The organism is Pollutimonas sp. M17, from assembly GCF_025836975.1.
Taxonomy (GTDB): Bacteria; Pseudomonadota; Gammaproteobacteria; order Burkholderiales; family Burkholderiaceae_B.
Window position 1 is genome coordinate 626,208 of record NZ_CP107548.1, and the last position, 25,896, is coordinate 652,103.

The following is a 25,896-nucleotide window of genomic DNA, read 5'->3' on the forward strand; positions in this document are numbered from 1 at the left end:
AGGAATTTGATTTTGGCGGGTTTTTATTTGCCTTTTACCGGGGGCCGGAATTGCGTGGCCCGTTGCCCGGCATGGCAGACGCATGGGCGATTGCGCCACCGCTTCTTTCCTGGATCCGTTCTCGATTCAGCCGCAAGGCCTGCGCCGTGGGCGTCCAGTCGTTCCAGAAAGCATCCGGAATACCCTGAAAATCCTCGCGCCGGACGCCGTCGAACGAGGGCTTGTAGCCGCGCCTTCTCATTTCGCTTACCAGTTCGGCATGGCGGCGGGCCAGATAGCCCAGGCGCGTGTAGAAAAATATAAGATGGCCCTTGCCCAACGTATAGCCGTCGGGCTGGCTCAGGCTCGGCCGCCTGGCAGCCTTCTCGGCCAGCGCGAATACCCGGGGCAATTCCCGGTATTCCGCAACCAGATGCGGGCCGCTTAGTTCCTCGACGGGGATGCAATTTATACGGGTCATAGGTATGGGCGGTGTGCGACAGGTGGACAGCATACTACGGATGCGCGTCCTTGCAGGCGTCCCAGCAATTCTGAAGAAATATCCTTTTCTGTCGCTAAATTCATTTAAATTACAGCGAAAATTGGCCAACTGCTCTTATATATGTGATACTGGGTGCCCTGTGTCAGTAAGAGAGTCTTTGCCTTATGGTGTTGCCATGACGATACCCGGCTATAAAACCAAGCTGGAAAGTATCGCCATAGCGGGTGTCGATGATCTTGTCATCCGCTCCTTGCTGGATCGCCAGCAATTCCACGACCCTTGCGGCGTCGCACAGCGTCGCGGCATCAGTTCCGCCACATGGCCCTTGTTCGGCTTGCTATGGCCGTCGGGCGTTCAGTTGGCCATTCAATTGGCGCTGCGGCCTGTTTGCCGGAACGAACGCATATTGGAAATCGGCTGCGGCCTGGGCTTGGCCAGCCTGGTCGGGCAGCGGCGGGGCGCCCGTGTCACCGCAAGCGATTGCCATCCGCTGACCGAGAAGTTTCTTGACGAGAATGCACGCCTCAATGAACTGCCCTTGCTGGACTATCGGTATGGCCAATGGGGCGCCGGCAGCATGCCGTCTGGCCCAGGCGTTTCCGAATCGGCATTGCGGGGGCGCTACGACCTGATCATAGGCAGCGATCTGCTGTACGAGCGCGATGCGCCCCGAAGCCTGGCGGAGTTCATCGACCGCCACGCCGCCGACAAGGCCGAGATCTGGATGGTCGATCCCAACCGGGGCCACCGGCCCGCTTTCAATCGCCACATGGCCGCCCACGGCTTCCGGATGCAGCGGGACCAACGCCTGCCCGATCCGGCCCCGGCCAGCCATGGCGGCGACGCGAAGCTCGATGCCTATAAGGGCCGTTTGCTGGTATACAGGCGCGGCGGGCCGCTGTCCGGCTAGCTCAGGGCAGCGCGGCCGGCGCCGGCGGCTGCGTCATGTTCCGTTCCCACTGGGCCAGCGGCAATGGGGGCGTCGACTGCCATGCCCGCCTCAAGACGGCGGACAGGTGCTCGGTTCCCCGCTGGCCGGGCCAGTAGACGGGGCTTATGGCGGCCCAGCGTCCTTCCGGGCCGGTGCGCCGCGCCATCTCGAACCGAAAGGAGTAATAGCCGCCGCCCAGGCCCATGCGCAGGTCGCTGACCACCAGCCGGCCGTCGATATCGTCGTAGCGCAGCCAGTTGTCGGTAAACCACCGCAGGCCCGCAAGCCGGCTGGACTCGGGCAGCAGGTCCGCCAGCGCGGTGTTGAGCGGCCGCCGTATGCTTTCCGACGGGCCTGTGTCGAACACGCTGCGCACGGTCTCTATGTAGCTGTCGTCATCGGCCTTGGCCACGACCCGCCATAGCACGATGTTGAACGGCTCGGGAGTGGAAAACATGGCGCTCACGGCAATGCCGTCGCGGTCCATGTCCTGCCTGGCCTTGGCTTCGACGGCCGATTTGGCGCCCACGGACAAGGCCAGGTAGGCCGCGCACCAACCCAGGGTCCAGCACAGCGCGCCGCGCGCCTTCCGGGGCAGGCCCACGATGGCGGCGGCCGCCACCGTGGCGAACAGCGGCAAGGTAAAGAACGGATCGATGATGAAAATGCTGGACCAGCTTGTGGGCGTGGGCCGCAACGGCCACCACAATTGCGTGCCGTAGCTGGTGAAGGCATCCAGCAAGGGATGCGTGATCAGTACCAGCCACAGGGTCAGGAAAAGCCGCCGGGCGCTGTAGTGGGGCGATGGCCGCCAGTACCGGAACAACGCCGTAAGGGCCAGCGCCAGTGCGGTCAAGACGAATACCGAGTGGGAAAAACCGCGGTGATTGATCATGCCGGACACGGGATCGCCGTAGTCGATCAGCACGTCCAGGTCGGGCAGCGTGGCCAGCAGGGCGCCTGCCGCCAGCGCCTTGCGGCCCTGGTGGCGGCCCAGCATGGCGCCCTGGATGCCGGCGCCAAGCACGGCCTGGGTAAGGGAATCCATTGCCTGCGTGTGTCAGCCGCAGTTGACGCTGATGACGATGTCCTGGTCGTCGGTACGCAGATTGAGCCGTTGGGGGTTGTATTCCAGGGTCATGACGTCGTTGGGCCGCAGCGCCCTGGCCGTTTCGGAGCCCGATTGCTTGCGATATTCTTCCACGAGCTCAGGGCTTACCTTTTTGCCAACGGCGGATTCCGCCTTGTCGGCATTGCATGCCTGCGGCGGCGCCGAGGTGTCGGGGCCTGCGCCGCCGGAAGGGCCGGAGGGATTCGCCGCGCAGCCCGCAAGCAGGGCAAGCGCCGCCACGGCGCCGGGCATCAGTTTCCTTGTCATGAGCATTCCTCCAGGTACGTTGTCGCGTATTAATGATACTGGAAACCGCGCGGACCGATGACGGTAAAATAACGCCGATGGCGGGCCGGGACGGGCCGGCCTTTTTCATTGTTCAGGTTTATGGCTAATTTTCTCGTTGCGGCCCTTTATAAGTTTGTCGAGCTTTCCGACTATCGGCAGTTGCAGCAGCCTTTATTCGAGTTCTGCGAAGCCCGGGGGGTCAAGGGCACCTTGCTGCTGGCCGAAGAAGGCATCAACGGCACCATCGCCGGAAGCCAGGAGGGCATCGGGGCGGTCCTGGATTATCTGCGGGCGGACTCGCGCCTGGCGGGGCTGGAGCATAAAGAGTCATGGGCCGAAGAAATGCCGTTCTACCGCATGAAGGTCAAGCTCAAGCGCGAGATCGTGACCATGGGCGTCCCCAATGTGCATGCACGCACCATGGCGGGCACGTATGTGAAGCCGGCCCAATGGAATGCCCTGATCGACGATCCGGACGTCGTGGTGGTGGATGTGCGCAACGATTACGAAGTCTCCATCGGTTCGTTCGACCGGGCGGTCAATCCCCATACGACCAGCTTCTCCGAATTTCCGCAGTGGGTGGCGGAGCAATCGCGCGAAGGCGGAGTACTGGCCCATGGCGGCAAAGTCGCCATGTTCTGCACCGGCGGCATACGATGCGAGAAATCCACGGCGTACTTGCGCTCCCAGGGCTTCGACGATGTCTACCACCTGGAGGGCGGCATACTCAAATACCTGGAAACCGTGCCCGAGGAAGAAAGCCGCTGGAAGGGCGAATGTTTCGTCTTCGATGAACGGGTTTCGGTGCAGCATGGCCTGGCGCCGGGCCATTACGAACTATGCCGCGCCTGCCGCCTGCCGCTGGATGCCCAGGACAAGGCCTCGGAGCACTACGAAGAGGGTGTCAGTTGCCCCCATTGCCATGGCACGCACAGCGAAGAGCAGCAGCAGCGCTTCAGGGAGCGCCAGAAGCAGGTCGAACTGGCCCGCGAGCGGCATCAGCGCCACATCGGCGTGCGTATGAAATAGCACATTTCATACGCGTGCAGTCAAAACGGAGTATGGTAATAGCGTGTTAGCAGTTTTTACCGTCTTCATCCGCTTCCGATGGCGGCATGAAGCTCTACCGTGAGGCTGTCATGCTTGTAAAACCCCGTACTCCCACGCCGTTTCGTCCCCTGCAAACGGGAGCCCAGCAGCGTATCAACCAGGAACGCGCGAAACAGGCTTCGACCAAGCAGATCATCTGCATGGCCAGCGTCGGAAACGAGCGTTACGGCAGAAAACGCGACAAATAGCCCCGATCCCCGCTACGGGAAGCGCCGGCCTGGGGTATAACCCTTGGATATGAGTACTCAGCCTGGCCTTTCCCTTCCCATTCTGTATTCTTTTCGCCGTTGCCCCTATGCCATGCGGGCGCGCCTAGCGATTGCCGCCAGCGGCCAGCTTTGCGAACTGCGCGAGGTTGTGCTCCGGGTCAAGCCTCAGGCGCTGCTCGATGCCTCGCCCAAGGCAACCGTGCCGGTGCTGGTCGATACCGACGGGCGCATCGTGGACCAGAGCCTGGACATCATGCTGTGGGCCTTGCGGCGCAAGGATCCCGGCCGCTGGCTGGAGCCCGCCCGGGGCGGCATGACGGCCATGCTGGCGCTTGTCGCCGAATGCGACGGCCCGTTCAAGCAGCAGCTGGACCGCTACAAGTATCCGCAGCGCTACCAGGAGGCAAGCGGCGAGCGCTTCCGCGACGCATCCATGGCCTGGCTGTCATCCCTGGACAGTCGGCTGGACGACGGGTCTTTTTTGTTCGGCGACCGGCCCGCGCTGGCCGACATGGCCATTGCGCCCTTCGTTCGGCAGTTCGCCCATGTGGAAGCGGACTGGTTCCAGGCACAGCCCTGGCCGCGCCTGCGGCGGTGGCTGTCGGATTGGAAGGAAAGCGAACTGTTCCAGGCCGTCATGGCCAGGTACCCGCCATGGAAGGACGGCGATCCGCCTACGCGTTTTCCGTAGCCTGGATCTTCATGTTCCGCCGCGGCCCGGAAACGGGAGGGGCGGCTCGCGGCCGCCCCAAAAAACCGATACGCGCAGGAACTTATTCCATGCCGGGAACGACGGTGGAAAAGCCGCCGTCCACATGCGTAATCTCGCCGGTGACGCCCGCCGCCAGGTCCGACATCAGGAAGGCGGCCACATTGCCGACGTCTTCAATGGTGACGTTGCGGCGCAGAGGCGCATGGGTTTCCACATACTTGAGTATGGTGGAGAAGTCCTTGATGCCGCTCGCGGCGAGTGTCTTGATGGGGCCGGCGGAGATGCCGTTGGCGCGTATGCCCAGCGGGCCCAGCGAGGCCGCCATATAGCGCACGCTGGCCTCCAGCGACGCCTTGGCCAGGCCCATGGTGTTGTAGTTGGGTATGGCCTTTTCGGCGCCGAGGTAAGTCAGCGTCAGCACCGAGCCGTTGCGGCCCTTGAGCAGGGGCAGGGCGGCCTTGGTCATGGCGGGAAAGCTGTAGGCCGAGATGTCGTGGGCCACGCGGAAGCCCTCGCGCGTCATGCCTTCCAGGAAGTCGCCGGAAATCGCTTCACGGGGCGCGAAGCCGATGGAATGCACCAGTCCGTCCAGGCCGTCCCAGTGGCCCTGAAGTTCCTTGAAGGCGTTGTCGATCTGCTCGTCTTCGGAGACATCGCAGGAAATCACGATGCTGCTGTCCAGTTCCTTGGCGAACTCCGTGACGCGCTCTTTGAAGCGATCGCCGACATAGGTGAATGCCAGTTCCGCGCCCTGCTGCCTGCAGGCGCGCGCGATGCCGTACGCGATGGAGCGATTGGACAGCACGCCCGTAACCAGGATGCGCTTACCGTTCAGGAAACCCATGTGATGATCCTTTTTTATGTATGAGAACTAGCCGCGTATGCTCGTGCCGGGAACGCGCAAGCGCTTGCCCTTGGCCAGCCTGTCGTTCTTGAGGTTGTTGAGCTTGCGCAACTCGTTGACCGAGGTGTTGTAGCGTTTGGCCAAAGAATACAGCGTGTCGCCGCCTTTGACCGTATGAGTCCGGACGTTGGCCTTGCGCTGCAGGACGACGATGTCTTTACTGCCGTCGGCGCTGCCGCGCCCGAGCGTGGCGTCGCCCTTGGGCACTTCCAGCGATGCCAGCTGGATCGAGCCGCGAGCGCCCTTGGCCGGGACCAATAAGGTCTGCGCCACCGCGCGGCTTTGCTTCTTGCTCAGGCCATTGACCGCCCGCAGCCGCCCCAGGCTGATGCCGTGCTGCTTGGCAATGGCCGCATAGGACTCGCCTTTCTTGCTTCTGTAGGTATCCCAGGAACTGAGCCGGCCCTGGTAGGCCTGCAGATTGGCATTGAAGATGTCGACGCGATTGGTGGGCAGGAGCAGGGTGGGCTTATGCTCGCCAAGAATGATGGGCCGGTTGAACGAGGCGTTGAGCAGCTTGAATTCCTCGACCGACATCTCCGCCAGCTTGGCCGCGACTTCGATGTCGATGTCGATGTCGCGCTTCTGCACGGTGGTGAAATAGGGGGTGTTGCTGACTTCCGGCAGCGTGATGCCGAATTTCTTGGGATTGGCGATGATGTTCTTGATGGCCTGGAGCTTGGGCACGTAGTTGCGCGTCTCGTCGGGCATGTTCAGCGCGGCGTAGTCGGCGGGCTGGCCGACCTTGGCGTTTTTTTCCATGGCCCGCTTCACCGACCCTTCACCCCAGTTGTACGAGGCCAGCGCCAGATACCAGTCTCCCTGGAAATCGTATAGATAGGACAGGTAGTCCAGCGCCGCGTTGGTCGAGGCGATGGGGTCGCGGCGCTGGTCGCGCCACCAGTCCTGCTCCAGGTTGTAGTGCTTGCCGGTGCTGGGAATGAACTGCCACAGCCCGGACGCATGCGCGCGCGAGTAGGCGGTGGGGTTGTAGGCGCTTTCGACGAAAGGCAGCAGGGCCAGTTCGGTGGGCAGGCCGCGGCGATCGAGCTCGTCGACGATGTAATACAGATACTTGCCGGCGCGCTGGCTCATGAGCAGCACGGATTCGGGATGAGAGGCGTAGTAGCTGGTCCAGCGCTCGGTCAGTTCGCCATGAAGATTGGGAATCGCGAAGCCGCGCCGTATCCGGTCCCACATGTCGCGCGGCGGGTGGGTCAGGTCTATGGTGCGCGAGGTTTCAGCCGCCGTGTAGGTTTTCTTGGCGGAGGCGTAGGGATTTTGCGTGTTATGGGTGGCGCAACCGGCCAGCACTGCTACGAGAAGCAGAATGAATAGTCGCAAGCAGTTCATTGGCAATTCATTTGAAGTTGTTCTTCCATTCGCGTAAGCCGGTAAATACGTCCACTTCTGATTTCAGCTGGCTTCCTGCATAAGCGCTGGCCGCCTTGGCCACCGAGGCCTGCGAAGCGCGCAGAAAAGGGTTGCTGTCCAGTTCCGCCTGTATCGTGGACGGCAACGTCGGCTGTCCAAGCGATCGAAGCCGCGTGGCGGCTTCCCATCGCTGCCGCAAAACGGCGTTGTCGGGCTCGACATGCAACGCCCAACGTAAATTTGCCAGGGTATATTCGTGGGCGCAACATACTAACGTACTAGGCGGCAAAGCGCCTAGTTTACCCAGAGAATTCACCATCTGGACGGGGGTACCCTCGAACAGGCGTCCGCAACCTCCTGCAAACAGGGTGTCGCCGCAAAAAACCAAGGGTATTCCCGTATCGAGCTGGCCGTAGTAGGCGATATGGCCGGCGGTATGGCCCGGAATATCGAATACAGTGAGCTGCAGGTCGACGGCGGGCAATTGTACCGTATCTCCTTCGCGCAGCCGATGATCGCAGGCCGGCAGGGTTTCGGACGCGGGGCCATAGACGACAGCCCCTGTTCGCTGTTGTAATGCCAGCACGCCGCCCACGTGGTCGTGGTGATGGTGGGTAAGTAAAATGGAATCCAGCGTCAGCCCGTGCTGTTCCAGCGCCTGCTCTACGGGGGCCGATTGGCCTGGATCCACCACAACGGCCCGGCCGTTCTTGCATAGCATCCAGATATAGTTGTCGGTAAAGGCGGGCAGCGGGATCAACTGGGTATTTGCCATAGTCATAACGCAAAGCGGGGAGTTATCGTAGCGGTGGAACAACCTCTTATATTAGAGCTTGCAGAGTGGCTTGACACCCCGCCGGGGCGGTATGTGCAAGCTTGGGAACAGAAGCAGATCGATGCCATGGTCGGCAATGTATTCGGCTATCATGCCATACAAATCGGCCTGCCGCATTGGGACCTGCTGCGTGCCAACCGCATACCCTACAAGGGCAGGACACGGGTGCTTTTCGACACGGACGCCCATGCCGGCGAGGTGGTCGTGGCCGACCCGGAGAACCTGCCGTTCGATACGCAAAGCATCGATTTGCTGGTGCTGCCCCATGTGCTGGAAACCTCGGCAAGGCCGCACCAGATACTGCGCGAGGCCGAGCGGGTGCTGATGCCCGAGGGCCGCGTCGTGATTTCCGGGTTCAATCCCTGGAGCCTGTGGGGCGCCAGCGACCGCATTCCCGGACTGGACCCCTTGCTGCCGGTTCCGGCGCATCTGCAGGTGTCGCTGCCGCGCCTGAAGGACTGGTTCAAGCTGTTGTCCTTCGAGCTGGACAGGGGGCGTTTCGGCTGCTACGCCCCGCCATGCACCAGCCAGGCCTGGCTGGATCGCTGGGCCTTCATGGACGCGGCGGGCGACCGGTGGTGGCCGGTATGCGGCGCAGTCTATGTCGTGTCGGCCGTCAAGCGCGTTACGGCCATGACGCTGGTGGAGCCGAAATGGAAGAAGGCCAGGAAGCGCGTCCAGCGGCAGGCGGTCGTCACGGGGCGCCATTCCGATTCCGTGCTGTAGCCTCGGCCGCCGGGCACCCTCGTAATAACTCAGCAAGCGATTCACGCAATACATCCATGGCACTAAATAGCAGTCAAGTTGAAATCTGGACCGACGGCGCCTGCAAGGGCAATCCCGGAATGGGAGGCTGGGGCGCGCTGCTGCGCCAGGGCCGCCATGAAAAGGCCTTGTGCGGCGGGGAGCCCCACACCACCAACAACCGCATGGAGCTGATGGCCGTGATCCAGGCGCTCAAGGCCCTGAAGCGCCGCTGCGACGTGGTCGTGCACACCGATTCCCAATATGTGCAGAAGGGCATGAACGAATGGCTGGCAAACTGGAAGCGCCGGGGCTGGATGACCGCCGACAAGAAACCGGTCAAGAATGCCGACCTGTGGCAAGAGCTGGACGCCCTGGTGCAGGAGCATGTCCTGACCTGGAAATGGGTGCGCGGCCACGCCGGCGACCCCGGCAACGAAAGGGCCGATCAATTGGCCAATCTGGGGGTGGAGCGGGCACGCGCGGACTTGGCGAATAAAAGCATGTAATTAAAAGCAAAGCAATGCTAAAGTCACAAATTGTGTCGCTATCCCTTTTTCTATCCTATTCTCATGAAACACTCCCCTATCGGACTTTTTCTGGTGCTCGCGGTGGGCATTGCGTTGGGCGCGGGCGGCGCCGGCTGGTGGGCGGGGCGTGGAGCCAACGGCGCGGCCAAGCCGCAGGCTCCGGCACAGGCCGCCGACGCTCAAAAGAAGGTGGCGGTCGAAGTGGCGCCGGTAGAGCAGCTTGCCATGCCGCGCGGCGTATCGGCGGTGGGCAGCCTGCGCTCCGAGAACTCCGTCATGCTGCGTCCGGAAATCGCCGGGCGCATCGCTGAAATAAACTTCAACGAGGGCGGCAAGGTCAGGAAGGGCCAGGTGCTGCTGCGCCTGGACGACAGCGTGGCCAAGGCCCAGCTGCAGCAGGCCCAGGCCAACCTCAGCCTGGCGGACAGCCAGTACCGGCGCGCGGTGGAGTTGGGCAAGCAGGGCTTCATCAGCAAGCAGGCGCGCGACGAGGCCGGCAGCCAGCTCAAGGTGCAGCAGGCCGCCCAGGCGCTGGCCAAGGCCAACCTGGACAAGACCGCCATCCTGGCGCCCTTCGACGGCCTGATCGGACTGCGCAACGTCTCGGTGGGCGATTACGTCAGCCCGGGCATAGATCTTGTGCCCATCGAATCCATCGATCCGCTGAAAGTCGACTTCCGCATTCCCGAACAGTTCCTGGGCGAGGTGCGCGAAGGCATCAAGCTGGCGCTCAGCTTCGATGCCTTGCCGGGGCAAAGCCGCGAAGGCGAGGTGGGCGCCATCAGTCCGCTGGTCGACGTCGGCGGCCGCTCCATACTGCTGCGAGCTAATGTGCCGAACGCCGATGGCTCATTGCGCCCCGGCATGTTCGCCCGCGTGCGCCTGCAGTTCGCCGACGACCTGGCGCTGGTGGTGCCCGAGACGGCGCTGGTGCCGTCGGGCGAAGAGCAGTATGTTTTCCGCATCGCCGACGGACACGCCGAGCGTGTCGTCGTCCAGCTGGGCCAGCGCCGCGGCGGCCGGGTCGAAATCGTGACGGGGCTGCGCCCCGGCGACCGGGTCGTCACTGCAGGCTTGCAAAAAGTACGTGACGGCGATCCGGTCCAGGTGCTGTCCACGCCCCAAAACGCTGCCGTCTCATAGCAGCGAGCACAGACATGGTTCTTTCCGAAATCTGCATCAAGCGCCCGGTGTTCGCCACCGTGTTGTCGCTGGTCATCGTGCTGATCGGCCTGATTTCCTACGACAGGCTTACGGTGCGCGAGTATCCGGCCATCGACGAGCCGGTGGTCTCGGTGATCACCGGCTACAAGGGCGCCTCGCCCGAAGTGGTCGAATCGCAGGTCACCAAGCCGCTCGAGGATCAGCTGGCGGGCATGGAAGGCGTCGACGTCATGACCTCGCGCAGCCGTTCGGAGCGCAGCCTGATCAACATCAAGTTCAACCTGGCGCGCGATCCCGACGCGGCCGCCGCCGACGTCCGGGACAAGGTCTCGCGGGCGCGGCGCTACCTGCCCGACGAAATCGACGAGCCCATCATCAGCAAGGTCGAGGCCGATTCGACTCCCATCATCTACATCGGCGTATCGACCGGCAGCTATTCGCATATGGAGGCGTCCGACTACGTCAATCGCTACGTCAAGACGCGCCTGTCGGTGCTCCCCGGAGCGGCTGAGGTGCGTGTTTACGGCGAGCGCCTGCCTTCGATGCGGATATTCATCGACCGCGGCAAGCTTGCCGCCTACGGCCTCATCGTTCAGGACGTCGAGGAGGCACTGCGCCAGCAGAACGTGCTTATTCCGGCCGGTCGCATCGAATCGCAGAAGCGCGAGTTCTCGGTGGTTTCGTCCACCGATCTGCAAACGGTGGAGCAGTTCCGCAATGTGGTGGTCGCCAGCGTCAAAGGCTATCCGGTGCGCATCGGCGACGTGGCCGACGTGCAGATCGCCCCGCTGGACGACAGGGTGCTGGCGCGTTTCAACGGGCAGCCCAGCCTGACCATAGGCATCACCAAGCAATCCACGGCCAATCCGCTGGATTTATCCAAAGAGGCGCGCAAGGAAGTCGCACTGATCAACGAAAACCTGCCGGCCGGCATGAAGTTGAATATTTCCTACGACACCTCCGTTTTCATCCAGGAGTCGATCAATTCGGTGTATCACACGGTGGCCGAGGCCATCATTCTGGTCGTCCTGGTTATTTTCTTTTTCCTGCGCAGCCTGCGCGCCAGCCTGATTCCCATCGTGACCATACCGGTTTCCCTGGTCGGCGCCTTCGGAATCATGTATTTCTTCGGTTTCTCGATCAATACGCTGACCTTGCTGGCCATGGTGCTGGCCATCGGCCTGGTCGTGGACGACGCCATCGTGGTGCTGGAGAACATCTTCCGGCATATCGAAGAAGGCAAGACACGGATAGAAGCCGCCTTCCTGGGAGCCAAGGAAATCGGCTTCGCCGTGATCGCCATGACCTTGACCCTGGTCACCGTCTACGCGCCGCTGGCCTTCGCCACGGGCCGCACCGGCCGCCTGTTCATCGAGTTCGCCCTGACCCTGGCGGGCGCCGTGCTGGTGTCGGGCTTCGTCGCCCTGACGCTGACCCCCATGATGTGCTCCACCTTGCTCAGGCACCAGGCGGGCCATGGGCGGATCTACGTCTTCATCGAAGGCTTGCTGGTTTCCCTCACGGATCGCTATCGCAATGGCCTGGCGCGCGCCCTGCGCCATCGCGTCATCGTGCTGCTGCTGGGCCTGGCTGTGGCGCTGGGCAGCGTGGTGTTGTTCAAGACCGTCAAAAGCGAACTTGCCCCCATCGAGGACCGCGGTGTAGTGTTCGGCGTGGTCAGCGGGCCAGAGGGCTCGACCCTGGATTACACCTTGCAGAGCGTCAAGCAGATCGAGCGCCTGTATGCCGACATACCCGAGTCTGCGGGCAACCAGTCGATTATCGGCTATCCCACCGTGGTTGATTCCTTCGCCATCCTGCGTCTCAAGCCCTGGAGCGAGCGGGATCGTTCGCAGCAGAGCATCGCCAGTTCTTTGCAGCCCGAGTTCGCCGCATTGCCCGGGGTGCGCGCCTTCCCCACCAATCCGCCTTCGCTGGGGCAGCGGGCCACCTCCAAGCCCATCGATTTCGTCATCATGAGCCAGGTGAGCTACCCCGAAATGGACAAGCTGGTCAACAGCTTCCTGGACAAGCTGAAAGACTACCCGGGCCTGGAAAATATCGACACCGACCTGCGGCTGAATACGCCCGAATTGCAGGTGGTCGTCCAGCGCGACAAGCTGGCCGACGTGGGGATCGATGTCGGCGACGTCGGGCGCACGCTGGAATCCATGCTGGGCGGACGGCAGGTGACCCGTTTCCGCGATAGCGGCGAGCAGTACGACGTGATCGTCCAGGTCAAGAAACAGGACAGGGCCGATCCCTCGGATATCTCCGACATCTACGTACGGACCGGCGCGGGCGGCATGGTGCAGCTGTCCAATTTCCTGAGCGTCTCCGAAAGCGTTTCGCCGCAATCGCTCAACCACTTCAACCGCCTGCGCGCGGTCAAGGTGCAGGCATCGATCGCCCCCGGCTATGCCTTGGGTGAAGTGCTGGAGCACATGAATACCGTGGCGCGCGAGGTCCTGCCGCCGACGGTGCAGATCGACCTGGACGGGCAGTCGCGCGAGTTCCGCGATTCCTCCGGCGGCATCTACCTGGTTTTCATGATGGCGCTGGCCTTCATCTACCTGGTGCTGGCTGCTCAATTCGAAAGCTGGCGCAACCCGCTGATCATCATGTTCTCGGTGCCCTTGTCCATGACGGGCGCGCTCCTGGCCCTTTGGCTGTCGGGCGGCACCCTGTCCATCTACAGCCAGATCGGCCTGATCACCCTGGTGGGCCTGATTACCAAACACGGGATTCTCATCGTCGAATTCACCAATCAGCTGCGCGCCGAAGGCGTCGAGAAATTCGAGGCCGTCGTGCAAGCCAGCGTATTGCGCTTAAGGCCTATACTTATGACGACCGGCGCCATGGTGCTGGGCGTCCTGCCGCTGGCCTATGCCACGGGCGCCGGCGCCGAATCGCGCCAGCAGATAGGCTGGGTGCTGGTCGGCGGCCTGAGCCTGGGTACGGTGCTTACCCTGTTCGTCGTGCCGGTGGCCTACACCCTGATCGCCGGCAAGGTCAAACTGAAGGCCGCCACCACGGCCTCCACGGCCGTCCCCGAACACACGGCGCCCCAGCAGGCGCAATAGCTTGAAAGCAACAGGAATCTTATGCGTCAAATAGTGTTGGATACGGAAACGACCGGGCTGGATCCCGCGCAAGGCCATCGCGTCGTCGAACTGGCCTGCGTCGAGATGGAAAACCGCTGCCTGACCGGCCGGCATCTGCACCTGTATCTGAATCCCGACCGCGACAGCGACCCCGAGGCACTGGCCGTGCACGGCCTGACCACCGAGTTCCTGTCCGGCCATCCACGCTTCGAAGAGGTCGCGCATCAGTTGGTGGAATACGTGAAAGATGCCGAAGTCATCATTCACAACGCCGCCTTCGACGTCAAGTTCCTGAATGCCGAATTGACGCGCATAGGCCTGCCCAGGTTCGACAGCATGTGCGTGAAGGTTACCGATTCGCTGCTGCACGCGCGGGAACTGCATCCCGGCAAGCGCAATTCGCTGGACGCCTTGTGCGAGCGCTACGGCATATCGAACGCTCACCGCACGCTGCATGGGGCTTTGCTGGATTCGGAGCTCCTGGCCGACGTATGGCTGGCCATGACGCGGGGGCAAGATGCCCTGCTCATGGATTTCGAGGAAGAGGGCGGCGCCGGCTCGAACGGCATCCGGCTGGAGAAGTTCGACGCCTCAATGCTTAAAATCGTGCTGGCCAACCCTGCGGAGCAGGAGGCGCACGAGGCCTATCTGGCCGCGCTGGACAAGGCCGCCGGCAAGCCCAGCGTGTGGCGCGCCATCGAGTCCTGATCTTTAGTGTACAATTACGGCCTTCCCAACCGTTTGCGCCTAGCCGACACCTTCAGCTGGCCGGCGCTGCGTCCTTGGGGCGGTTAGCTCAGTGGTAGAGCACTGCCTTCACACGGCAGGGGTCACTGGTTCGAACCCAGTACCGCCCACCAGAATTCTAGAGTCATATCAAGCATTTAGCTGATATGGCTCTTATTCGTTATGCATGTCGATTTAGAGTAAATCCACCTATTCAGTGTCCCGAGAGTGTCCCAAGACTCGTTGACAGCGGCGGGTAGTCACTCTAAACTGTTATGCATGGGTGAGCGCACACGGCGGACCTGCCAGACACCCTCATAAACGCTGTGTGCCGCGATACGGCAGGTGAGATCCGAGCGAACGAGAGATAGCCGGATCAAGAGAGCAATTCAACGCTCGGCGTGTACCCGCCGGGGTGTCGATGATGATGCGCAAGCGCAACCGCCATCACTCATCAAGCCCAAGTGAAGGAAGCACCGTGAGGTGCGGCGATAAACCGTCAGGCTGACAAAGTAGCTTGATGCGCCGTACCAACAGCATCGGCTCTCACAAGCGCGTTCGCTTGTGAGGCACGCATGCAAACAATGCACCCGCTGGCCAGCTCTGACAGCTTGCCCAAAATACTTTTCATCGAACAGCTATCTGCCTTGATCGGCAAGACGGCGACAACGATCCGTACCTGCGCAACCAATCAAAAATATGCGCACCTGATCCCACGGCCTTTCAAGATGCCGAACAGCAGGCGGCTCTGCTGGTATGAGCATGAAGTACTGGCGTGGATTGATTCTCATCGACCAGCAGAGCCACCTGCGCCTCGTCGGCCACGGGGGAGGCCGACCAAGGCTGAGCAACTGGCGCGTGAGCGCTGGGAGGGAAATCAGCGACAGTCCAGAGCTTAGCTCATGGATACCATTCACAGGCAACCTGGTGAGCTGACCAAAGCCGACGGAAAGCTTATCGACGCATCGGCAAAAATCATGGGAGCCCCGGCTGAGGGTGAAAACATGGCCTTCACGCATGCTGTTCTGTGTCAGGTCGGGCTACCACGCTCAAAATTCGAGGGGCGCGAGTTCATGCGCCAATCAGGCGCGGCCTGGGTGAACGTTCAGGCCGGATACCTCGATGAAGGGAGGGGGCCTGTGCAGCAGTCTATCCCGTATGGCCCCCTGCCGCGCCTGGCGTTGGCCTGGATCTCGACACAGGCCGTCCGTGAAAAAAGCCGGGAAATAACGATCGGGAACAGTGCGAGTGAGTTTCTACGGATGTTGGGCAAGACTGCAACAGGGGGCCGCACCGGCTCGCTTACCGCGCTGCGTAAGCAGATGCATGCGTTGGCTGCCTGCCGCCTGCAGCTTGGGCTCCATACCGCACAGGAATCCTTTAATCTTTTCCTTTAATTTATCTGGTAATAAGAGGCTGGTTTCTGTGGAAAACCTAAGCGCAGTGAGAGGTATGACAAGAGTCCCCACCCTTCGGGCGGGGAAGGGCAGGCCCCTACGGGGCGGGGCTGCCGCCCCCCATCCTCGCCTACGGCTCGCCCCGTCGCCCCCCGGTGGCAGTAGCCTGCCCCCCACCGCTGCGCGGCGGCCCCCCCCTCGCAACTTGCCGCTACGCGGCCCGGTTCAGCAGTAAAGGAAGGTGCAGGATTGTTTTTAAGGCGAATTAAGGCCTTTTGACGGTCTGGGCATGGAAAGGGGTCAAGGGGAAGCTTTGTAAAGGCCTGAGCCCGGTACGGGCGCTTACAGGGCTTTATGAATACCCCTTGATGCCTTGGAATGTCCTACACGCTTCCGAGCTGGTGGTCAGGGGTGCTTTCCCCCTGACCGCCTGCCACGCGGCGAGTGGCCCCCGGCAGGGTCGCCGAAGGCGGTTTGCCGTGCCACAATAGTTGCATGTGCTGGATGTGGTGTCCAAGTGGGTAGTTAATTTCGGATCTCGTGATGATTACCAAGCTGACACTTTTACAGTGCTTACACCTTGTGAATACGACTCAGCTTTACCAGGCATGGCTATGTCAGCGTAGGGACGATCTCAGCGTGTGCTTGCGGCGTCAGGCGTCCAGAAACCGCCGAGTGGCCCTTGGGACCATGCCGCCTCGGATTGCGTGTGAGCTACGGCAGATAGTGCGGGATCAGCCGGATATGGCTGTAGTCAGCAGCCACGCCTTGTATGCCTATGCTACTTTGGCTGCTGCGCAGCTTGCCCCGCTGGACTCCGCCCAGGCTATCGCAACAGTTCGTTGCCGAGCGCCTCGTCTCGTTGCGTGTGTGGACCGGGAAGGGTTCGCGGTGATGGTGCCTGTGCTCGCGCCCTCTGAGTACCTGGCGCTTGCTGATGAGATGAGCGCTAGTACGGTGCGCACAATGCTTGATGCCGGAGACCTGGGCGATCATGAATGTAATGATTATGATCACATGTATAGTAGCCCCCGGCAGGGCCGCGCTTATGAAGAACTCCGCCAGGGGTGATGAATAAGCATAGTCGGTCTCTATGCATACCAAAAAAGTCGATTTAGAATGGCCCCTATGGGCTACCAGTTTGCACACATCGAGGGCTACGCCCGCAAGGGCAGTCAACAACGTAAAAACGGCAAGATGCAGCCACGCAAGTGGAGTATCCGGGACATCGTCGCCGAAGCGATGAGGGAGCCAGGCGCCTGTCCGCATGTGTGCGAACCACAACCACCGAAGTTGCTGCATGGCGCCATGCCGTCGCAGTTGGAGGCGCTGGCCGAAGCGTACGCGGCGACTGTCCAGGACGCCCAGGGCCGCAAGCTACGCGCTGACGGCCTGTGCGTCGCCGCTGGTGTGGTCAGCCTGCCCGCTGATCGAGCCGACGACTGGCCGCAATACCGGGCGGCGGCGGTGGACTTCCTGCGCGAACAGTATGGCAAGCGGCTGCGCTCTGTGGTCGAGCACATTGATGAGGAGCACCCGCATTTGCACTTCTACGCTGTGCCGCTCGATGGCGAGCGCTTCGAAGCGCTGCACGTCGGTCGCCAAGCCGCCGCCCGGGCCGCACAGGAGGGCGAGGCCAAGGGCGCTCAAAATGCGGCCTACAAGGCGGCTATGCAGACGTGGCAAGATGATTTCCATGCGAAGGTGTCGGCCTCTTTCGGGCTGGCCAGGACTGGCCCGAAACGTGAACGCCTGTCCCGCGCCGAGTGGCAGGCCCGCAAAGCGCGTCTGCGGGCTGATGCCAAGGCCCGCCAGGCGGTGGGGCCAGTGATAACGCCCGATCAGGTGCAAAAGCGCGTGACCAAGGCGGGATTCTTCAAGGAATACGAGACCGGCCAGGAACTGGCCGAACGGCTCGATGCGCTAGCCCGCGAGAAGTACGCCCCGGCAACGAAAGCGGCGGCGCTGGTGGCCAGTAGCCAGAATCGGGCCGATGCCATGCAGCGGCTGGCCGATGAACGCAGCCAGGAGGTCGAGAGCCTGCGAGCAAGGCTAGCGGCGGCAGAGGCCAAGGCCAACGCAGCACAGAAGGATGCGGCCTTGTATCAGCAGGTTTTTATGGACGGGCTGGATGGCTCGGAACAGGCTGAGGTCATAGACCGGGCGCGGAGTCTGCGCCGGGAGAAGGCCGCAAAGGTGAAGGCCCAGCAAGAGGCGTCCTGGTCGCCCGAGTATCGGGCGCACCTAGAGCGCATTGAGGCCGAGTTTCAGCGATCACTGCGGGAGATCGAAGCCGAGGAACAGCGTAAGGATGACGACGGTCATGAGCTAGAAAGGCCGGACGTAGGATAGTATGAGATACGTGTCGTAGGTCATGGCGATTGAGTGCCATCTATGTGTAATCTATCTGGCTACATGGTAGTGTTCCGCTATAAAGCATTATTGAGCCACAATCATGCCGCTGTGTGACCACATACAGGCCACGATGCGTACATCATTCAGCCTCAGTTTTACCACTGTGTTTGTCTAGTACACCATCATTTGCGCACGGTCGAAACGTAATGATTGTTCGATGTGCAGGACTATTTGCGGAATCGATGTCTGCCTGTTTTGATGAGCAGAAAAGGCTCAGCTCCTAATCCGAGGGGAAAGCCTGGTGGGTAGTAATCCATCATGCAGCATGGTTCTGATGGCCTGAGCGCTTGTCTGGTCTGCGTAAGTCAGGTATTCGATGGGATCGAGTACACGCATCATCACTGCGAACCCGGCCTGATCGATGCAGACGACGGGATGTGCGGCGTGGCAGGTAATTGCCTTGATTGGCTGGGCGCGGTTCAGCGGTGCAAGTTGTGCAGCCGTCAGCATCGCATAGGCGTACAGTGCGTGATAGCTGATTGTGGCCGCTTCTGGTCGCTCCCGTGCTATTTGTCGCAGGTCGTGTGCGGTTTGAGGCGGTATGGTTCCGAGACCTATCCGGCGGTTTCTGGACGCATGGCGCCGGAGATTTAAGGCGAGAGTGTCTCGGCCTGTGGCCAGCCAAGCCTCGTAAATCTGGCCTGTATTCACAAGGTTCAGGATCTGTTGCTGCTCCAAGTGCGTCAGTTTCATGGCCCGATACCTACGCTGGCGGCGCTTGGTCTGCTAGGGAGGCTGGTTTTAAAACCTGCGAAGCCTCCAGCAACCGTCCGGCTAAAACCCTTTGTGCGTGTTCTAATTCTGCGGGAGCAGCAGTTTGTACCGCCTGCCGGGCTCGGTGGATATTCAGGTGTCGAGAGTTCGGCAATCGAACCTCGTCGCGCACCACTACGACCCCTGTCACGATTTTGGCCGCGCCACTGGCGTAGGTTTTAGATTTACGCCCTTGAGTGCGCAGCCCGTGACGCCCGATGGTTTGGCGTATTGCGCCCAGTAGTTCTTTCGTGGCCTTTGTGCCGGATACTGTCACATCGTCTACATAGGCAGTCATTTTGCAGCCGACACTTTGCGCCGAGTCCGCGATTTCGTCGAACATGTGGCGCTTTGCAAAAAAAGCCACCCGTCCGCTCAGGGGGCTTCCCGTAGGAAGATGTGCCTGCTTGTAGCAACAAATGTCGGCTAGCCTGTGGGCTACATCAACCGCGCACTCGAAATCGTCCATGAACATGCGGAAGACCGCTTGGCGGGTCACGCTGGGGTAGAAGCGGCTTATGTCGGTTTTGATTAGTGGGGTTTCGCCTCGATGGGCGCGGGCGTTATCGGCGTAGGAACGTCCTTTCTGTGAATAAACATAGTCCGGAAGCTGAATTCTGGAAAGTAGCACTCCTATGCGTTTATGAACTTGGGCCAGCCACCCATGGGGCGCTTGAATTTGGCGCCCTTTGTCATTTGTCCAGACGCGGTAATACTTGACGTCAAGTAGCTTGTACATTGCATCCCATTGCACGCCGAGAACAGTCTCGAACTTTCCCTTGCCTCGTAGACGGTAGAGCGGAGACCGTCCGAGCGGATAGCGCTTAGGTTTGCTTGTGGATTGCATCGCGCTCCTCCAGCCATTCCAGTAGGCGAAGAATCTTGTTTGCTGCCCCTATCCGCAGCTTGCTGCCATGCGGTCTCTCTGTGTCCATCGACTCGGAGAACAGAAGGATGGATGATGTGGGCATCTTGAAGATTTCCGAATATTTTTCCAGCAAGTCTAACTGCGGTGTCTTGTCGCCGCTCTCGATTTCACTGAGATACGAGTTGGAGATGCCAAGGCGTTTGGCCAACTCGACTTGTGTCAGTTGGTGATACGTTCTTAGCAGCCTGAGCGCCCGATTCAACATGTCCAATTCCAATGCCCTGATTTGAAAGAGAAGGGGTGCCGAAGAGCATTAAAACTTGCCTATGACCTTCGCGATCTCGGATACCAGTCGAACCAGCGCGAACGCAAGTCGAATAGTGCCGGGACGCGTCAGCCATGACCATTGGCTCTTCAGCGCTCGCCGCTTGGGAGGCTTTTGAACGTCAATTTGCATGACTGTTCTCCTTGGCTACACCAACCGACACTCACACAAGGTTGTGTGGTGCCGTGGCTGTCGTCCGTAACCAAGCAGAGCAAACGACGGCTTTACCCCTTCACTTCTCTAACGCCTGTCCGGGTGTCGTCCCGGACAGGCTCGCACTAACGGCACATGGCTGTGGGTATCCGGCAGGCGGCGTACCCGGCGACCAGTGAGCCAGGCGAGTTGTTGAAGTCTTATGACTTCACAGAGCGCCGAAGCACTCCTCTGTATCGACAGTTATCTCTGTCAGCCTCAGGGTGAATTATACTAAAGTTTCGCTGTGGGCGAAACATCTTCGGTTGTATGGTTCTGTGCTGTTCAAAAAACGGTAGTTTTCTGAACAGGCCAAAGTGGCGCACTTTACCTTCGTGAAAACAGCCCATCTGGTGTTAATATCGGCGTCAAGTTTTCAATGTCCCGGATGTGTCCATGAATCAACGCATAGGCTACGCCCGCGTATCGACCGATGATCAGCACCTTGACTTGCAGCGTGACGCGCTCCAGCGAGCTGGGTGCGGCGCGATCTACGAGGAAGCGGCCAGCGGCAAGAATGCGGCTCGCCCCGAGCTTGAGCAATGCCGAAAGGCGCTGCGGGCAGGGGACATCCTGGTCGTCTGGCGGCTGGATCGCCTTGGCCGGAGCTTGCCCGACCTAGTGCAGATCGTGACCGATCTTCAGCAGCGTGGCGTTGGGTTTGAAAGTTTGACAGAAAAGATCGAAACCGGCAGCGCGGCGGGCAAGCTGATTTTTCATATATTCGCAGCGTTGGCTGAATTTGAACGTGGCTTGATCCGGGAGCGGACGCAAGCCGGCTTGGCCGCAGCGCGTGCACGTGGCCGATTAGGTGGCCGAAAACCGAAGCTGGACGAGCAACAGATTAGAGATATCAAAGCTCTGCTGCGCGATCCAGGTGTTCAGGTTGCGGACGTGGCCCGTCGCTATGGCGTATCTCGAACCACGATTTACAAGCATTGCGGCGTCGTACAACCGCGTCATCAATAGCGAAGACAGAAGAGAGAAAGAATTTTCGTGTCCAGACTTACTGATTTGATTGCCAAGGCAAAAGCCAAAGATTCGGCTTTAGGGGCTGAATTGGATCGAGAATTTAAGATTCTCTCCTCGCGCCTTCCCTTTGGTTTGAACTTCGAACGACATAGCCCCGAAGCGGTAGAACTACCGCTGCGCCCCATACGCAAGGGCGACAAGGTGCGTGTGTTGCCGCAACGCGGCACAACCCGAAAGGGTGATCAGCGACTATGGCAGGTGAAAACCGTCTACAAGGTGAAGAAGACGGCTGACTTGGAGCTGTTGGGTGCCACAGAGGTCGAAACACAGACCGTGGCGCTGGATGATTTGGTGGTGGTGGCTGAGTTCCGCGACACCATCTATCCCGGCTTGGTCAGCACAGGTAAGGTGCAGCGCGCTAGCGACAAGCCGTGCCATACGGTCATCAATGGAGAGAACTACCACGTCTTGAAGGCACTGACGTACACCCATCGGGGCAAGGTAGACGCCATCTACATTGATCCGCCGTACAACAGTGGAGCGAAGGACTGGAAGTACAACAACGATTACGTGGAAGGCGATGACCTGTACCGGCACAGTAAGTGGCTGGCAATGATGGAGCGGCGCTTACTGGTAGCCAAGGAACTGCTAAACCCGGCAGACTCCGTGTTGATCGTTACCATTGACGAGAAGGAATATCTGCGGCTGGGGTTGTTGTTGGAACAGTTGTTTCCAGAGGCTCAAGTTCAGATGGTGGCATCCGTCATCAACCCGAAAGGCACGGCACGGGCCAATGAGTTTTCCCGGATAGATGAATATATCTTCTTTGCCTCTTTTGGTGTAGCGAAGTTAACGCGCTGGAGTCGGGATATGCTGACCGAACGCGATTATTCGCAAGATGCTGATGTTCGGTGGCGCGGCCTTGCGCGCACGGGACGGAAAGGTTTGCGGCCGCATAATCCTGGCTCTTGGTATCCGATTTACGTAAAAAGCGATGGAAGTGGCATTCACTCCGTTGGTAATACCGTGCCACTCGGCACCGATGATCCTGTGGATGCGCCGCAAGGAACGATTGCGGTGTGGCCACCATCTAGTGACGGGCAGCAATACAGCTGGTCTGTGGTTCCAGACACATTGCGCGCATTAATGTCTAGGGGAGCAGTGCGGATCGGTCGGGTCGATTTGTCCCGTAATTCGGTTCCAATCTATTATTTGTCCTTCAATCAGCTTGAGCAGATTGAAGCCGGCGACATCATCGTCAGTGGCCGCAGGGATGATGGAACGCTAGAAATTTCTTACGCGGAGGGGAGCCGTTCCACCGCGCCAAAAACCATATGGAACATGACTTCTCACGATGCTGGAAGTCATGGAACGAACATAATCCGTGCTTTGCTTCCCGGGCGGCGTTTTCCTTTCCCTAAGTCGCTCTACGCCGTCGAGGATGCTCTCCGTTTCTTCGTGAAGGACAAGCCTGAGGCCGTTATTTTGGACTTCTTTTCAGGCTCCGGGACAACTGCGCACGCAGTGATGCGCCTCAATAAACAGGACGGCGGTCGGCGCCAATGTATCAGCGTCACCAATAACGAAGTCGCCGCCGACGAACAAAAAAAGTTGCGCGAAGCAGGCTTGCGCCCCGGAGATACCGAGTGGGAAAAAATTGGCATCTGTGACTACATCACCAAACCCCGTGTTGCGGCCGCCCTTACCGGCAAAACACCAGACGGCGAGCCGATCAAGGGTGACTACAAGTTCACCGATGAATTCCCGATGGCTGATGGCTTCGAGGAAAACTCCGAGTTCTTTACGCTGACCTATGAGACGCCGGTATCGGTCAATTACAACCTGGCGTTCAACCGGATTGCGCCGTTGCTGTGGCTGCGAGCCGGAGCGCGGGGCAGTCGCATAGACAAGCTGCCCGGCGATGGCTGGGCGGTGGCAGATGCCTATGGCTTGCTCAGCAATGTGGATGCGGCCACACCCTTTATCCAGGCGCTAGCCAAGCCCGCTGAAATCCGCATTGCCTATATAGTCACCGATGACGACCGCCGCTTTCAAGCTATTGCCAAGCGCCTGCCCGATGGCGTCGAGCCTGTGCGCTTGTACGAGTCGTATCTGACCAATTTCAGCTTCGCCAACGGAGAGTAACGGATGAAGTTCACGCTCAAAGACTATCAGCGCGACGCCGTCCGCGACTCCTTGAATAACCTGGGCAAGGCTCGCCGCCTATGGCATAGCGAGAATGATCGGACGGCGTTCTCCCTCACTGCGGTAACCGGTGCGGGTAAGACCGTGATGGCTGCTGCCACGTTCGAGGCGCTATTTCACGGTGATGATGAGTTCAGCTTCGATGCCGACCCCGGCGCAGTGGTGATCTGGTTCAGCGACGATCCTTCGTTGAACGAGCAGACCCGCTTCCGCTTTATCGAGGCCAGTGATCGCATCAATTACACCGACCTGGTGGTGGTGGAAAACACCTTCAACAGACCGAAATTCCAGGCGGGGAAAATCTATTTTCTCAACACACAGAAGCTCAGCAAGAACAGCTTGCTGGTGCGTGGGCATGACCCTGAGGAGATGGCAACCAAGCTGAACGGCACCTTCCCGGACATGCGGCCTGACCTGCGGGCATACACGATTTGGGACACCATCCAGAACACCATTGAAGACCCGGATTTGACACTTTATCTGGTACTGGATGAGGCGCACCGTGGCATGGGCGCACAGACAGCAGCCAGTCAGAACGCCAAGAGCACTATTGTCCAGCGGCTGATCAATGGCGTGGGCAGCGTGCCCGGTATCCCGGCGGTTTGGGGTATTTCGGCCACGGTGGAACGGTTCAACAAGGCGATTGAGTCGGCAGGCAAGCACATCAAGCTGCCCAATGTGGAGGTTGATGCGTCCAAGGTACAGGAGTCCGGCCTGATCAAGGACACCATCCTGCTGGATATTCCGGACAATGTTGGCGATTTCGATACCGTGCTGGTGCGGCGTGCAACCGATAAATTGAAGGAATCCAGTCTTGCCTGGGGCGCTTACTCCAAGCAACAACAGGAAGCCCATGTTGTCGTGCCGTTGATGGTTTTACAGGTGCCCAATTCGCCTGATCCTGATGAAATCGGGCGGGCGCTGGATACTATTTTTGAGCGCTACCCTGAGCTGCCGTCTGCCAGCGTGGCACACGTTTTCGGGGATCACACCACGCAGCGCTTCGGTAAACGCGACGTGCCCTACATCGAGCCGCAGCGGGTTCAGGAATCGACCTGGGTGCGGGTGTTGATTGCCAAGGATGCCATCAGCACCGGCTGGGATTGCCCGCGTGCCGAGGTCATGGTGTCGTTTCGTGCAGCCAGCGACAAAACGCACATCACGCAGTTGCTGGGCCGTCTGGTGCGTTCGCCGCTGGCCCGCCGTATTCCTGGTAATGATCGCCTGAATGCGGTGGGCTGTTTGCTGCCGAAATTCAATCGCAAGGCCGTGGAGCAGGTAGTCGATGAACTGACAACCGGCAACGAGGCGGCAACGCCAGGGCGCGTGTTGATTGACTACATCGAGGTGCGGCCGAACCCTGCTGCTGCGCCTGTTGTGTGGGATGCATTCGAAGCGTTACCGTCACAAACGCGGCCGCAACATGGTGCCAGGCCAGCGGTCAGGCTGACCGCGTTGGCGCACGAATTGGCGTCCGACGATATTCTGTCCGGCGCGGGCAGAATGGCACACGCCGAGATGCACGCCGCCTTGGATGCGTTTCAGGCCGACAACGACGCCAAGATCAAGGCCAAGCGGCAGTCCGTGCTGGTTGTGGACGGCAAGACCGTGAAAGCAGACATGCTGGGCCAGGGCCGGAGTCTGGAGAAATTCTGGGAAGACGCCGATGTGGCAGTCATCGACGATGCGTACCGCCGGGCGGCGCGCATCTTTAGCCCGGCGATTGCCCATTCGTATGTTGACCATCTGGCGAGTCAGGAAGCCGATCGCGACGAAGACCCGGAGGGCTTCCTTGAGGCCATCATGGAGGCCCGTGTAACCGTTGCAGGTTTGGGGCTGGTGATGGAGGCGCAGGCATATTTTGATGCTGAGTCCGACAGACTGGCGAAGGACTGGTTGGTCAAGTATGGGGCGCAGATCAAAGCGCTCAGCGATGATCGGCGGGAGTCCTATAGGCAGATCATTGAAATGAGCACGGAGCCGCAGGACGTGGGCTTGCTCAAGCCTGAGGCCCGTTATGAGGCGACCAAGGCAAACGAAAACGGAAAGATAAAAGTGCTCCCGGTCTGGGATAACCACTTGCTGTGCAACGATGATGGCAAGTACCCCGCTGAACTGAATGACTGGGAGCGGACGGTGGTCGAGACTGAGTCGGCCAAGCCGGGGTTCTCTTTCTGGTATCGCAACCCCCAGCAGCCAGGGCAATCGTCGCTGGGTATCGCCTATGAAAAGGCCGAGCAGTATGGAATCGTCCGCCCAGACTTCCTGTTCTTCGCCGAGCAGGATGGCACGCTCGTAGTCGATCTGGTTGACCCGCACGGTTTGCACTTGAGTGACGCGCTTGCCAAGCTGCAAGGCTTGGCCCTGTACGCTGCCAACCATGCTGATGCGTATCGTCGGATAGAGTCCATTGCCCGGGTGAAGGGCAGTGACAAGCTGCGCGTGCTCGACTTGAAACGGCAGGAAGTGCAGGATGCGATTGCCGCCGCCGACGATGCGGAAGGGCTGTTCAGTAGTGGGCTTGCAAATGACTACCAGTAATCTCG

The 25,896-nt window shown here is 60.2% G+C and carries 25 protein-coding genes and 1 tRNA gene; 15 read left to right on the plus strand and 11 right to left on the minus strand.

What is annotated here, in order from left to right; genetic code table 11:
* Positions 1 to 34 precede the first annotated feature (34 nt).
* Positions 35 to 460, minus strand: a complete 426-nt coding sequence (locus OEG81_RS02995; RefSeq protein WP_264131252.1) for a pyrimidine dimer DNA glycosylase/endonuclease V — start codon at positions 458 to 460, stop codon at positions 35 to 37.
* 196 nt (positions 461 to 656) lie between these two features.
* Here OEG81_RS02995 and OEG81_RS03000 point away from each other — a divergent pair, with 196 nt between their 5' ends.
* Positions 657 to 1,391: a class I SAM-dependent methyltransferase gene (locus tag OEG81_RS03000; protein ID WP_264131254.1), complete on the plus strand. Its 735-nt coding sequence runs from the start codon at positions 657 to 659 to the stop codon at positions 1,389 to 1,391.
* A 1-nt stretch (position 1,392) separates the two neighbouring features.
* Here OEG81_RS03000 and OEG81_RS03005 read toward each other — a convergent pair whose 3' ends face one another.
* Both OEG81_RS03005 and OEG81_RS03010 read right to left on the minus strand, forming a co-directional pair.
* The gene (locus tag OEG81_RS03005; RefSeq protein ID WP_264131256.1) at positions 1,393 to 2,460 is read right to left on the minus strand and encodes a metal-dependent hydrolase; all 1,068 of its coding nucleotides are present in this window, start codon (positions 2,458 to 2,460) and stop codon (positions 1,393 to 1,395) included.
* Between the two features lie 12 nt (positions 2,461 to 2,472).
* Positions 2,473 to 2,790, minus strand: coding sequence for an I78 family peptidase inhibitor (locus OEG81_RS03010; protein WP_264131258.1), 318 nt, complete (start codon positions 2,788 to 2,790; stop codon positions 2,473 to 2,475).
* Positions 2,791 to 2,910: 120 nt separating this feature from the next.
* Here OEG81_RS03010 and OEG81_RS03015 point away from each other — a divergent pair, with 120 nt between their 5' ends.
* From OEG81_RS03015 to OEG81_RS03025, 3 genes are all read left to right on the plus strand, one after another.
* Entirely contained in the window at positions 2,911 to 3,840 is a 930-nt protein-coding gene (locus OEG81_RS03015; protein WP_264131260.1) for a rhodanese-related sulfurtransferase, read from the plus strand.
* 86 nt (positions 3,841 to 3,926) lie between these two features.
* The gene (locus tag OEG81_RS03020) at positions 3,927 to 4,109 is read left to right on the plus strand and encodes a hypothetical protein (RefSeq protein WP_264131261.1); all 183 of its coding nucleotides are present in this window, start codon (positions 3,927 to 3,929) and stop codon (positions 4,107 to 4,109) included.
* Between the two features lie 49 nt (positions 4,110 to 4,158).
* Positions 4,159 to 4,821, plus strand: a complete 663-nt coding sequence (locus OEG81_RS03025) for a glutathione S-transferase (RefSeq protein WP_264131262.1) — start codon at positions 4,159 to 4,161, stop codon at positions 4,819 to 4,821.
* 82 nt (positions 4,822 to 4,903) lie between these two features.
* On the opposite strand, the gene fabI is transcribed toward OEG81_RS03025, so the two are convergent.
* Genes fabI through gloB form a run of 3 tightly spaced genes read right to left on the minus strand, consistent with a single transcriptional unit; the run spans position 4,904 to position 7,901 of the window.
* On the minus strand, positions 4,904 to 5,686 hold the full coding sequence (fabI, locus tag OEG81_RS03030; RefSeq protein ID WP_264131263.1) for an enoyl-ACP reductase FabI: 783 nt from the start codon (positions 5,684 to 5,686) through the stop codon (positions 4,904 to 4,906).
* Positions 5,687 to 5,713: 27 nt separating this feature from the next.
* Entirely contained in the window at positions 5,714 to 7,099 is a 1,386-nt protein-coding gene (locus tag OEG81_RS03035) for a transglycosylase SLT domain-containing protein (protein WP_264131264.1), read from the minus strand.
* Positions 7,100 to 7,106: 7 nt separating this feature from the next.
* Entirely contained in the window at positions 7,107 to 7,901 is a 795-nt protein-coding gene (gene gloB, locus OEG81_RS03040; protein WP_264132682.1) for a hydroxyacylglutathione hydrolase, read from the minus strand.
* 27 nt (positions 7,902 to 7,928) lie between these two features.
* Here gloB and OEG81_RS03045 point away from each other — a divergent pair, with 27 nt between their 5' ends.
* The 7 genes from OEG81_RS03045 (at position 7,929) to OEG81_RS03075 (ending at position 15,620) form a co-directional block, all read left to right on the plus strand.
* Positions 7,929 to 8,681, plus strand: a complete 753-nt coding sequence (locus OEG81_RS03045) for a class I SAM-dependent methyltransferase (RefSeq protein WP_264131265.1) — start codon at positions 7,929 to 7,931, stop codon at positions 8,679 to 8,681.
* 56 nt (positions 8,682 to 8,737) lie between these two features.
* Complete coding sequence (gene rnhA, locus OEG81_RS03050) at positions 8,738 to 9,208, plus strand: ribonuclease HI (RefSeq protein ID WP_264131266.1); 471 nt, start codon at positions 8,738 to 8,740, stop codon at positions 9,206 to 9,208.
* Between the two features lie 63 nt (positions 9,209 to 9,271).
* The gene (locus OEG81_RS03055) at positions 9,272 to 10,372 is read left to right on the plus strand and encodes an efflux RND transporter periplasmic adaptor subunit (protein WP_264131267.1); all 1,101 of its coding nucleotides are present in this window, start codon (positions 9,272 to 9,274) and stop codon (positions 10,370 to 10,372) included.
* 14 nt (positions 10,373 to 10,386) lie between these two features.
* The gene (locus OEG81_RS03060) at positions 10,387 to 13,476 is read left to right on the plus strand and encodes an efflux RND transporter permease subunit (RefSeq protein ID WP_264131268.1); all 3,090 of its coding nucleotides are present in this window, start codon (positions 10,387 to 10,389) and stop codon (positions 13,474 to 13,476) included.
* A gap of 21 nt (positions 13,477 to 13,497) precedes the next feature.
* Positions 13,498 to 14,205 carry a DNA polymerase III subunit epsilon gene (gene dnaQ, locus OEG81_RS03065; protein ID WP_264131269.1) on the plus strand — a complete coding sequence of 236 codons (708 nt, stop codon included), beginning with the start codon at positions 13,498 to 13,500 and terminating at the stop codon, positions 14,203 to 14,205.
* 77 nt (positions 14,206 to 14,282) lie between these two features.
* Positions 14,283 to 14,357 (plus strand) — tRNA-Val (locus OEG81_RS03070).
* Positions 14,358 to 15,125: 768 nt separating this feature from the next.
* Positions 15,126 to 15,620: a replication protein RepA gene (locus OEG81_RS03075; RefSeq protein WP_264131270.1), complete on the plus strand. Its 495-nt coding sequence runs from the start codon at positions 15,126 to 15,128 to the stop codon at positions 15,618 to 15,620.
* 714 nt (positions 15,621 to 16,334) lie between these two features.
* Here the strand turns inward: OEG81_RS03075 and OEG81_RS03080 are convergent.
* The gene (locus tag OEG81_RS03080) at positions 16,335 to 16,637 is read right to left on the minus strand and encodes a hypothetical protein (RefSeq protein WP_264131271.1); all 303 of its coding nucleotides are present in this window, start codon (positions 16,635 to 16,637) and stop codon (positions 16,335 to 16,337) included.
* A gap of 111 nt (positions 16,638 to 16,748) precedes the next feature.
* Here OEG81_RS03080 and OEG81_RS03085 point away from each other — a divergent pair, with 111 nt between their 5' ends.
* Positions 16,749 to 17,972, plus strand: a complete 1,224-nt coding sequence (locus OEG81_RS03085) for a plasmid recombination protein (RefSeq protein ID WP_264131272.1) — start codon at positions 16,749 to 16,751, stop codon at positions 17,970 to 17,972.
* A gap of 276 nt (positions 17,973 to 18,248) precedes the next feature.
* On the opposite strand, the gene OEG81_RS03090 is transcribed toward OEG81_RS03085, so the two are convergent.
* From OEG81_RS03090 to OEG81_RS03105, 4 genes are read right to left on the minus strand one after another with little or no spacing between them, the layout of a single operon-like run.
* Entirely contained in the window at positions 18,249 to 18,728 is a 480-nt protein-coding gene (locus tag OEG81_RS03090) for a hypothetical protein (RefSeq protein ID WP_264131273.1), read from the minus strand.
* A gap of 10 nt (positions 18,729 to 18,738) precedes the next feature.
* The gene (locus tag OEG81_RS03095; RefSeq protein ID WP_264131274.1) at positions 18,739 to 19,635 is read right to left on the minus strand and encodes a reverse transcriptase family protein; all 897 of its coding nucleotides are present in this window, start codon (positions 19,633 to 19,635) and stop codon (positions 18,739 to 18,741) included.
* Positions 19,613 to 19,921 carry a helix-turn-helix transcriptional regulator gene (locus OEG81_RS03100; RefSeq protein WP_264131275.1) on the minus strand — a complete coding sequence of 103 codons (309 nt, stop codon included), beginning with the start codon at positions 19,919 to 19,921 and terminating at the stop codon, positions 19,613 to 19,615. Before OEG81_RS03100 ends, OEG81_RS03095 begins: the two co-directional genes overlap by 23 nt.
* A gap of 48 nt (positions 19,922 to 19,969) precedes the next feature.
* The gene (locus OEG81_RS03105) at positions 19,970 to 20,113 is read right to left on the minus strand and encodes a hypothetical protein (RefSeq protein WP_264131276.1); all 144 of its coding nucleotides are present in this window, start codon (positions 20,111 to 20,113) and stop codon (positions 19,970 to 19,972) included.
* Between the two features lie 456 nt (positions 20,114 to 20,569).
* Between OEG81_RS03105 and OEG81_RS03110 the strand changes: the two genes are divergently transcribed.
* From OEG81_RS03110 to OEG81_RS03120, 3 genes are read left to right on the plus strand one after another with little or no spacing between them, the layout of a single operon-like run.
* The gene (locus tag OEG81_RS03110; protein ID WP_264131277.1) at positions 20,570 to 21,142 is read left to right on the plus strand and encodes a recombinase family protein; all 573 of its coding nucleotides are present in this window, start codon (positions 20,570 to 20,572) and stop codon (positions 21,140 to 21,142) included.
* A gap of 27 nt (positions 21,143 to 21,169) precedes the next feature.
* A complete protein-coding gene (locus OEG81_RS03115) occupies positions 21,170 to 23,290 on the plus strand; it encodes a site-specific DNA-methyltransferase (RefSeq protein ID WP_264131278.1) in 2,121 nt (706 codons plus the stop codon).
* 3 nt (positions 23,291 to 23,293) lie between these two features.
* A complete protein-coding gene (locus tag OEG81_RS03120) occupies positions 23,294 to 25,891 on the plus strand; it encodes a DEAD/DEAH box helicase (protein ID WP_264131279.1) in 2,598 nt (865 codons plus the stop codon).
* The last annotated feature ends 5 nt before the right edge of the window (positions 25,892 to 25,896 follow it).

Bases quoted from the DNA above. Each gene is read 5' to 3' on its own strand.
- OEG81_RS03015 (WP_264131260.1), top strand. From the start codon at position 2,911: ATGGCTAATTTTCTCGTTGCGGCCCTTTATAAGTTTGTCGAGCTTTCC.
- OEG81_RS03000 (WP_264131254.1), top strand. From the start codon at position 657: ATGACGATACCCGGCTATAAAACCAAGCTGGAAAGTATCGCCATAGCG.
- OEG81_RS02995 (WP_264131252.1), bottom strand. From the start codon at position 460: ATGACCCGTATAAATTGCATCCCCGTCGAGGAACTAAGCGGCCCGCAT.
- OEG81_RS03090 (WP_264131273.1), bottom strand. From the start codon at position 18,728: ATGAAACTGACGCACTTGGAGCAGCAACAGATCCTGAACCTTGTGAAT.
- OEG81_RS03055 (WP_264131267.1), top strand. From the start codon at position 9,272: ATGAAACACTCCCCTATCGGACTTTTTCTGGTGCTCGCGGTGGGCATT.
- OEG81_RS03105 (WP_264131276.1), bottom strand. From the start codon at position 20,113: ATGCAAATTGACGTTCAAAAGCCTCCCAAGCGGCGAGCGCTGAAGAGC.
- OEG81_RS03005 (WP_264131256.1), bottom strand. From the start codon at position 2,460: ATGGATTCCCTTACCCAGGCCGTGCTTGGCGCCGGCATCCAGGGCGCC.
- fabI (WP_264131263.1), bottom strand. From the start codon at position 5,686: ATGGGTTTCCTGAACGGTAAGCGCATCCTGGTTACGGGCGTGCTGTCC.
- OEG81_RS03075 (WP_264131270.1), top strand. From the start codon at position 15,126: ATGGATACCATTCACAGGCAACCTGGTGAGCTGACCAAAGCCGACGGA.
- OEG81_RS03120 (WP_264131279.1), top strand. From the start codon at position 23,294: ATGAAGTTCACGCTCAAAGACTATCAGCGCGACGCCGTCCGCGACTCC.
- OEG81_RS03010 (WP_264131258.1), bottom strand. From the start codon at position 2,790: ATGACAAGGAAACTGATGCCCGGCGCCGTGGCGGCGCTTGCCCTGCTT.
- OEG81_RS03100 (WP_264131275.1), bottom strand. From the start codon at position 19,921: ATGTTGAATCGGGCGCTCAGGCTGCTAAGAACGTATCACCAACTGACA.
- OEG81_RS03095 (WP_264131274.1), bottom strand. From the start codon at position 19,635: ATGCAATCCACAAGCAAACCTAAGCGCTATCCGCTCGGACGGTCTCCG.
- dnaQ (WP_264131269.1), top strand. From the start codon at position 13,498: ATGCGTCAAATAGTGTTGGATACGGAAACGACCGGGCTGGATCCCGCG.
- OEG81_RS03085 (WP_264131272.1), top strand. From the start codon at position 16,749: ATGGGCTACCAGTTTGCACACATCGAGGGCTACGCCCGCAAGGGCAGT.
- gloB (WP_264132682.1), bottom strand. From the start codon at position 7,901: ATGACTATGGCAAATACCCAGTTGATCCCGCTGCCCGCCTTTACCGAC.
- OEG81_RS03060 (WP_264131268.1), top strand. From the start codon at position 10,387: ATGGTTCTTTCCGAAATCTGCATCAAGCGCCCGGTGTTCGCCACCGTG.
- OEG81_RS03035 (WP_264131264.1), bottom strand. From the start codon at position 7,099: ATGAACTGCTTGCGACTATTCATTCTGCTTCTCGTAGCAGTGCTGGCC.
- OEG81_RS03110 (WP_264131277.1), top strand. From the start codon at position 20,570: ATGAATCAACGCATAGGCTACGCCCGCGTATCGACCGATGATCAGCAC.
- OEG81_RS03020 (WP_264131261.1), top strand. From the start codon at position 3,927: ATGAAGCTCTACCGTGAGGCTGTCATGCTTGTAAAACCCCGTACTCCC.
- rnhA (WP_264131266.1), top strand. From the start codon at position 8,738: ATGGCACTAAATAGCAGTCAAGTTGAAATCTGGACCGACGGCGCCTGC.
- OEG81_RS03025 (WP_264131262.1), top strand. From the start codon at position 4,159: ATGAGTACTCAGCCTGGCCTTTCCCTTCCCATTCTGTATTCTTTTCGC.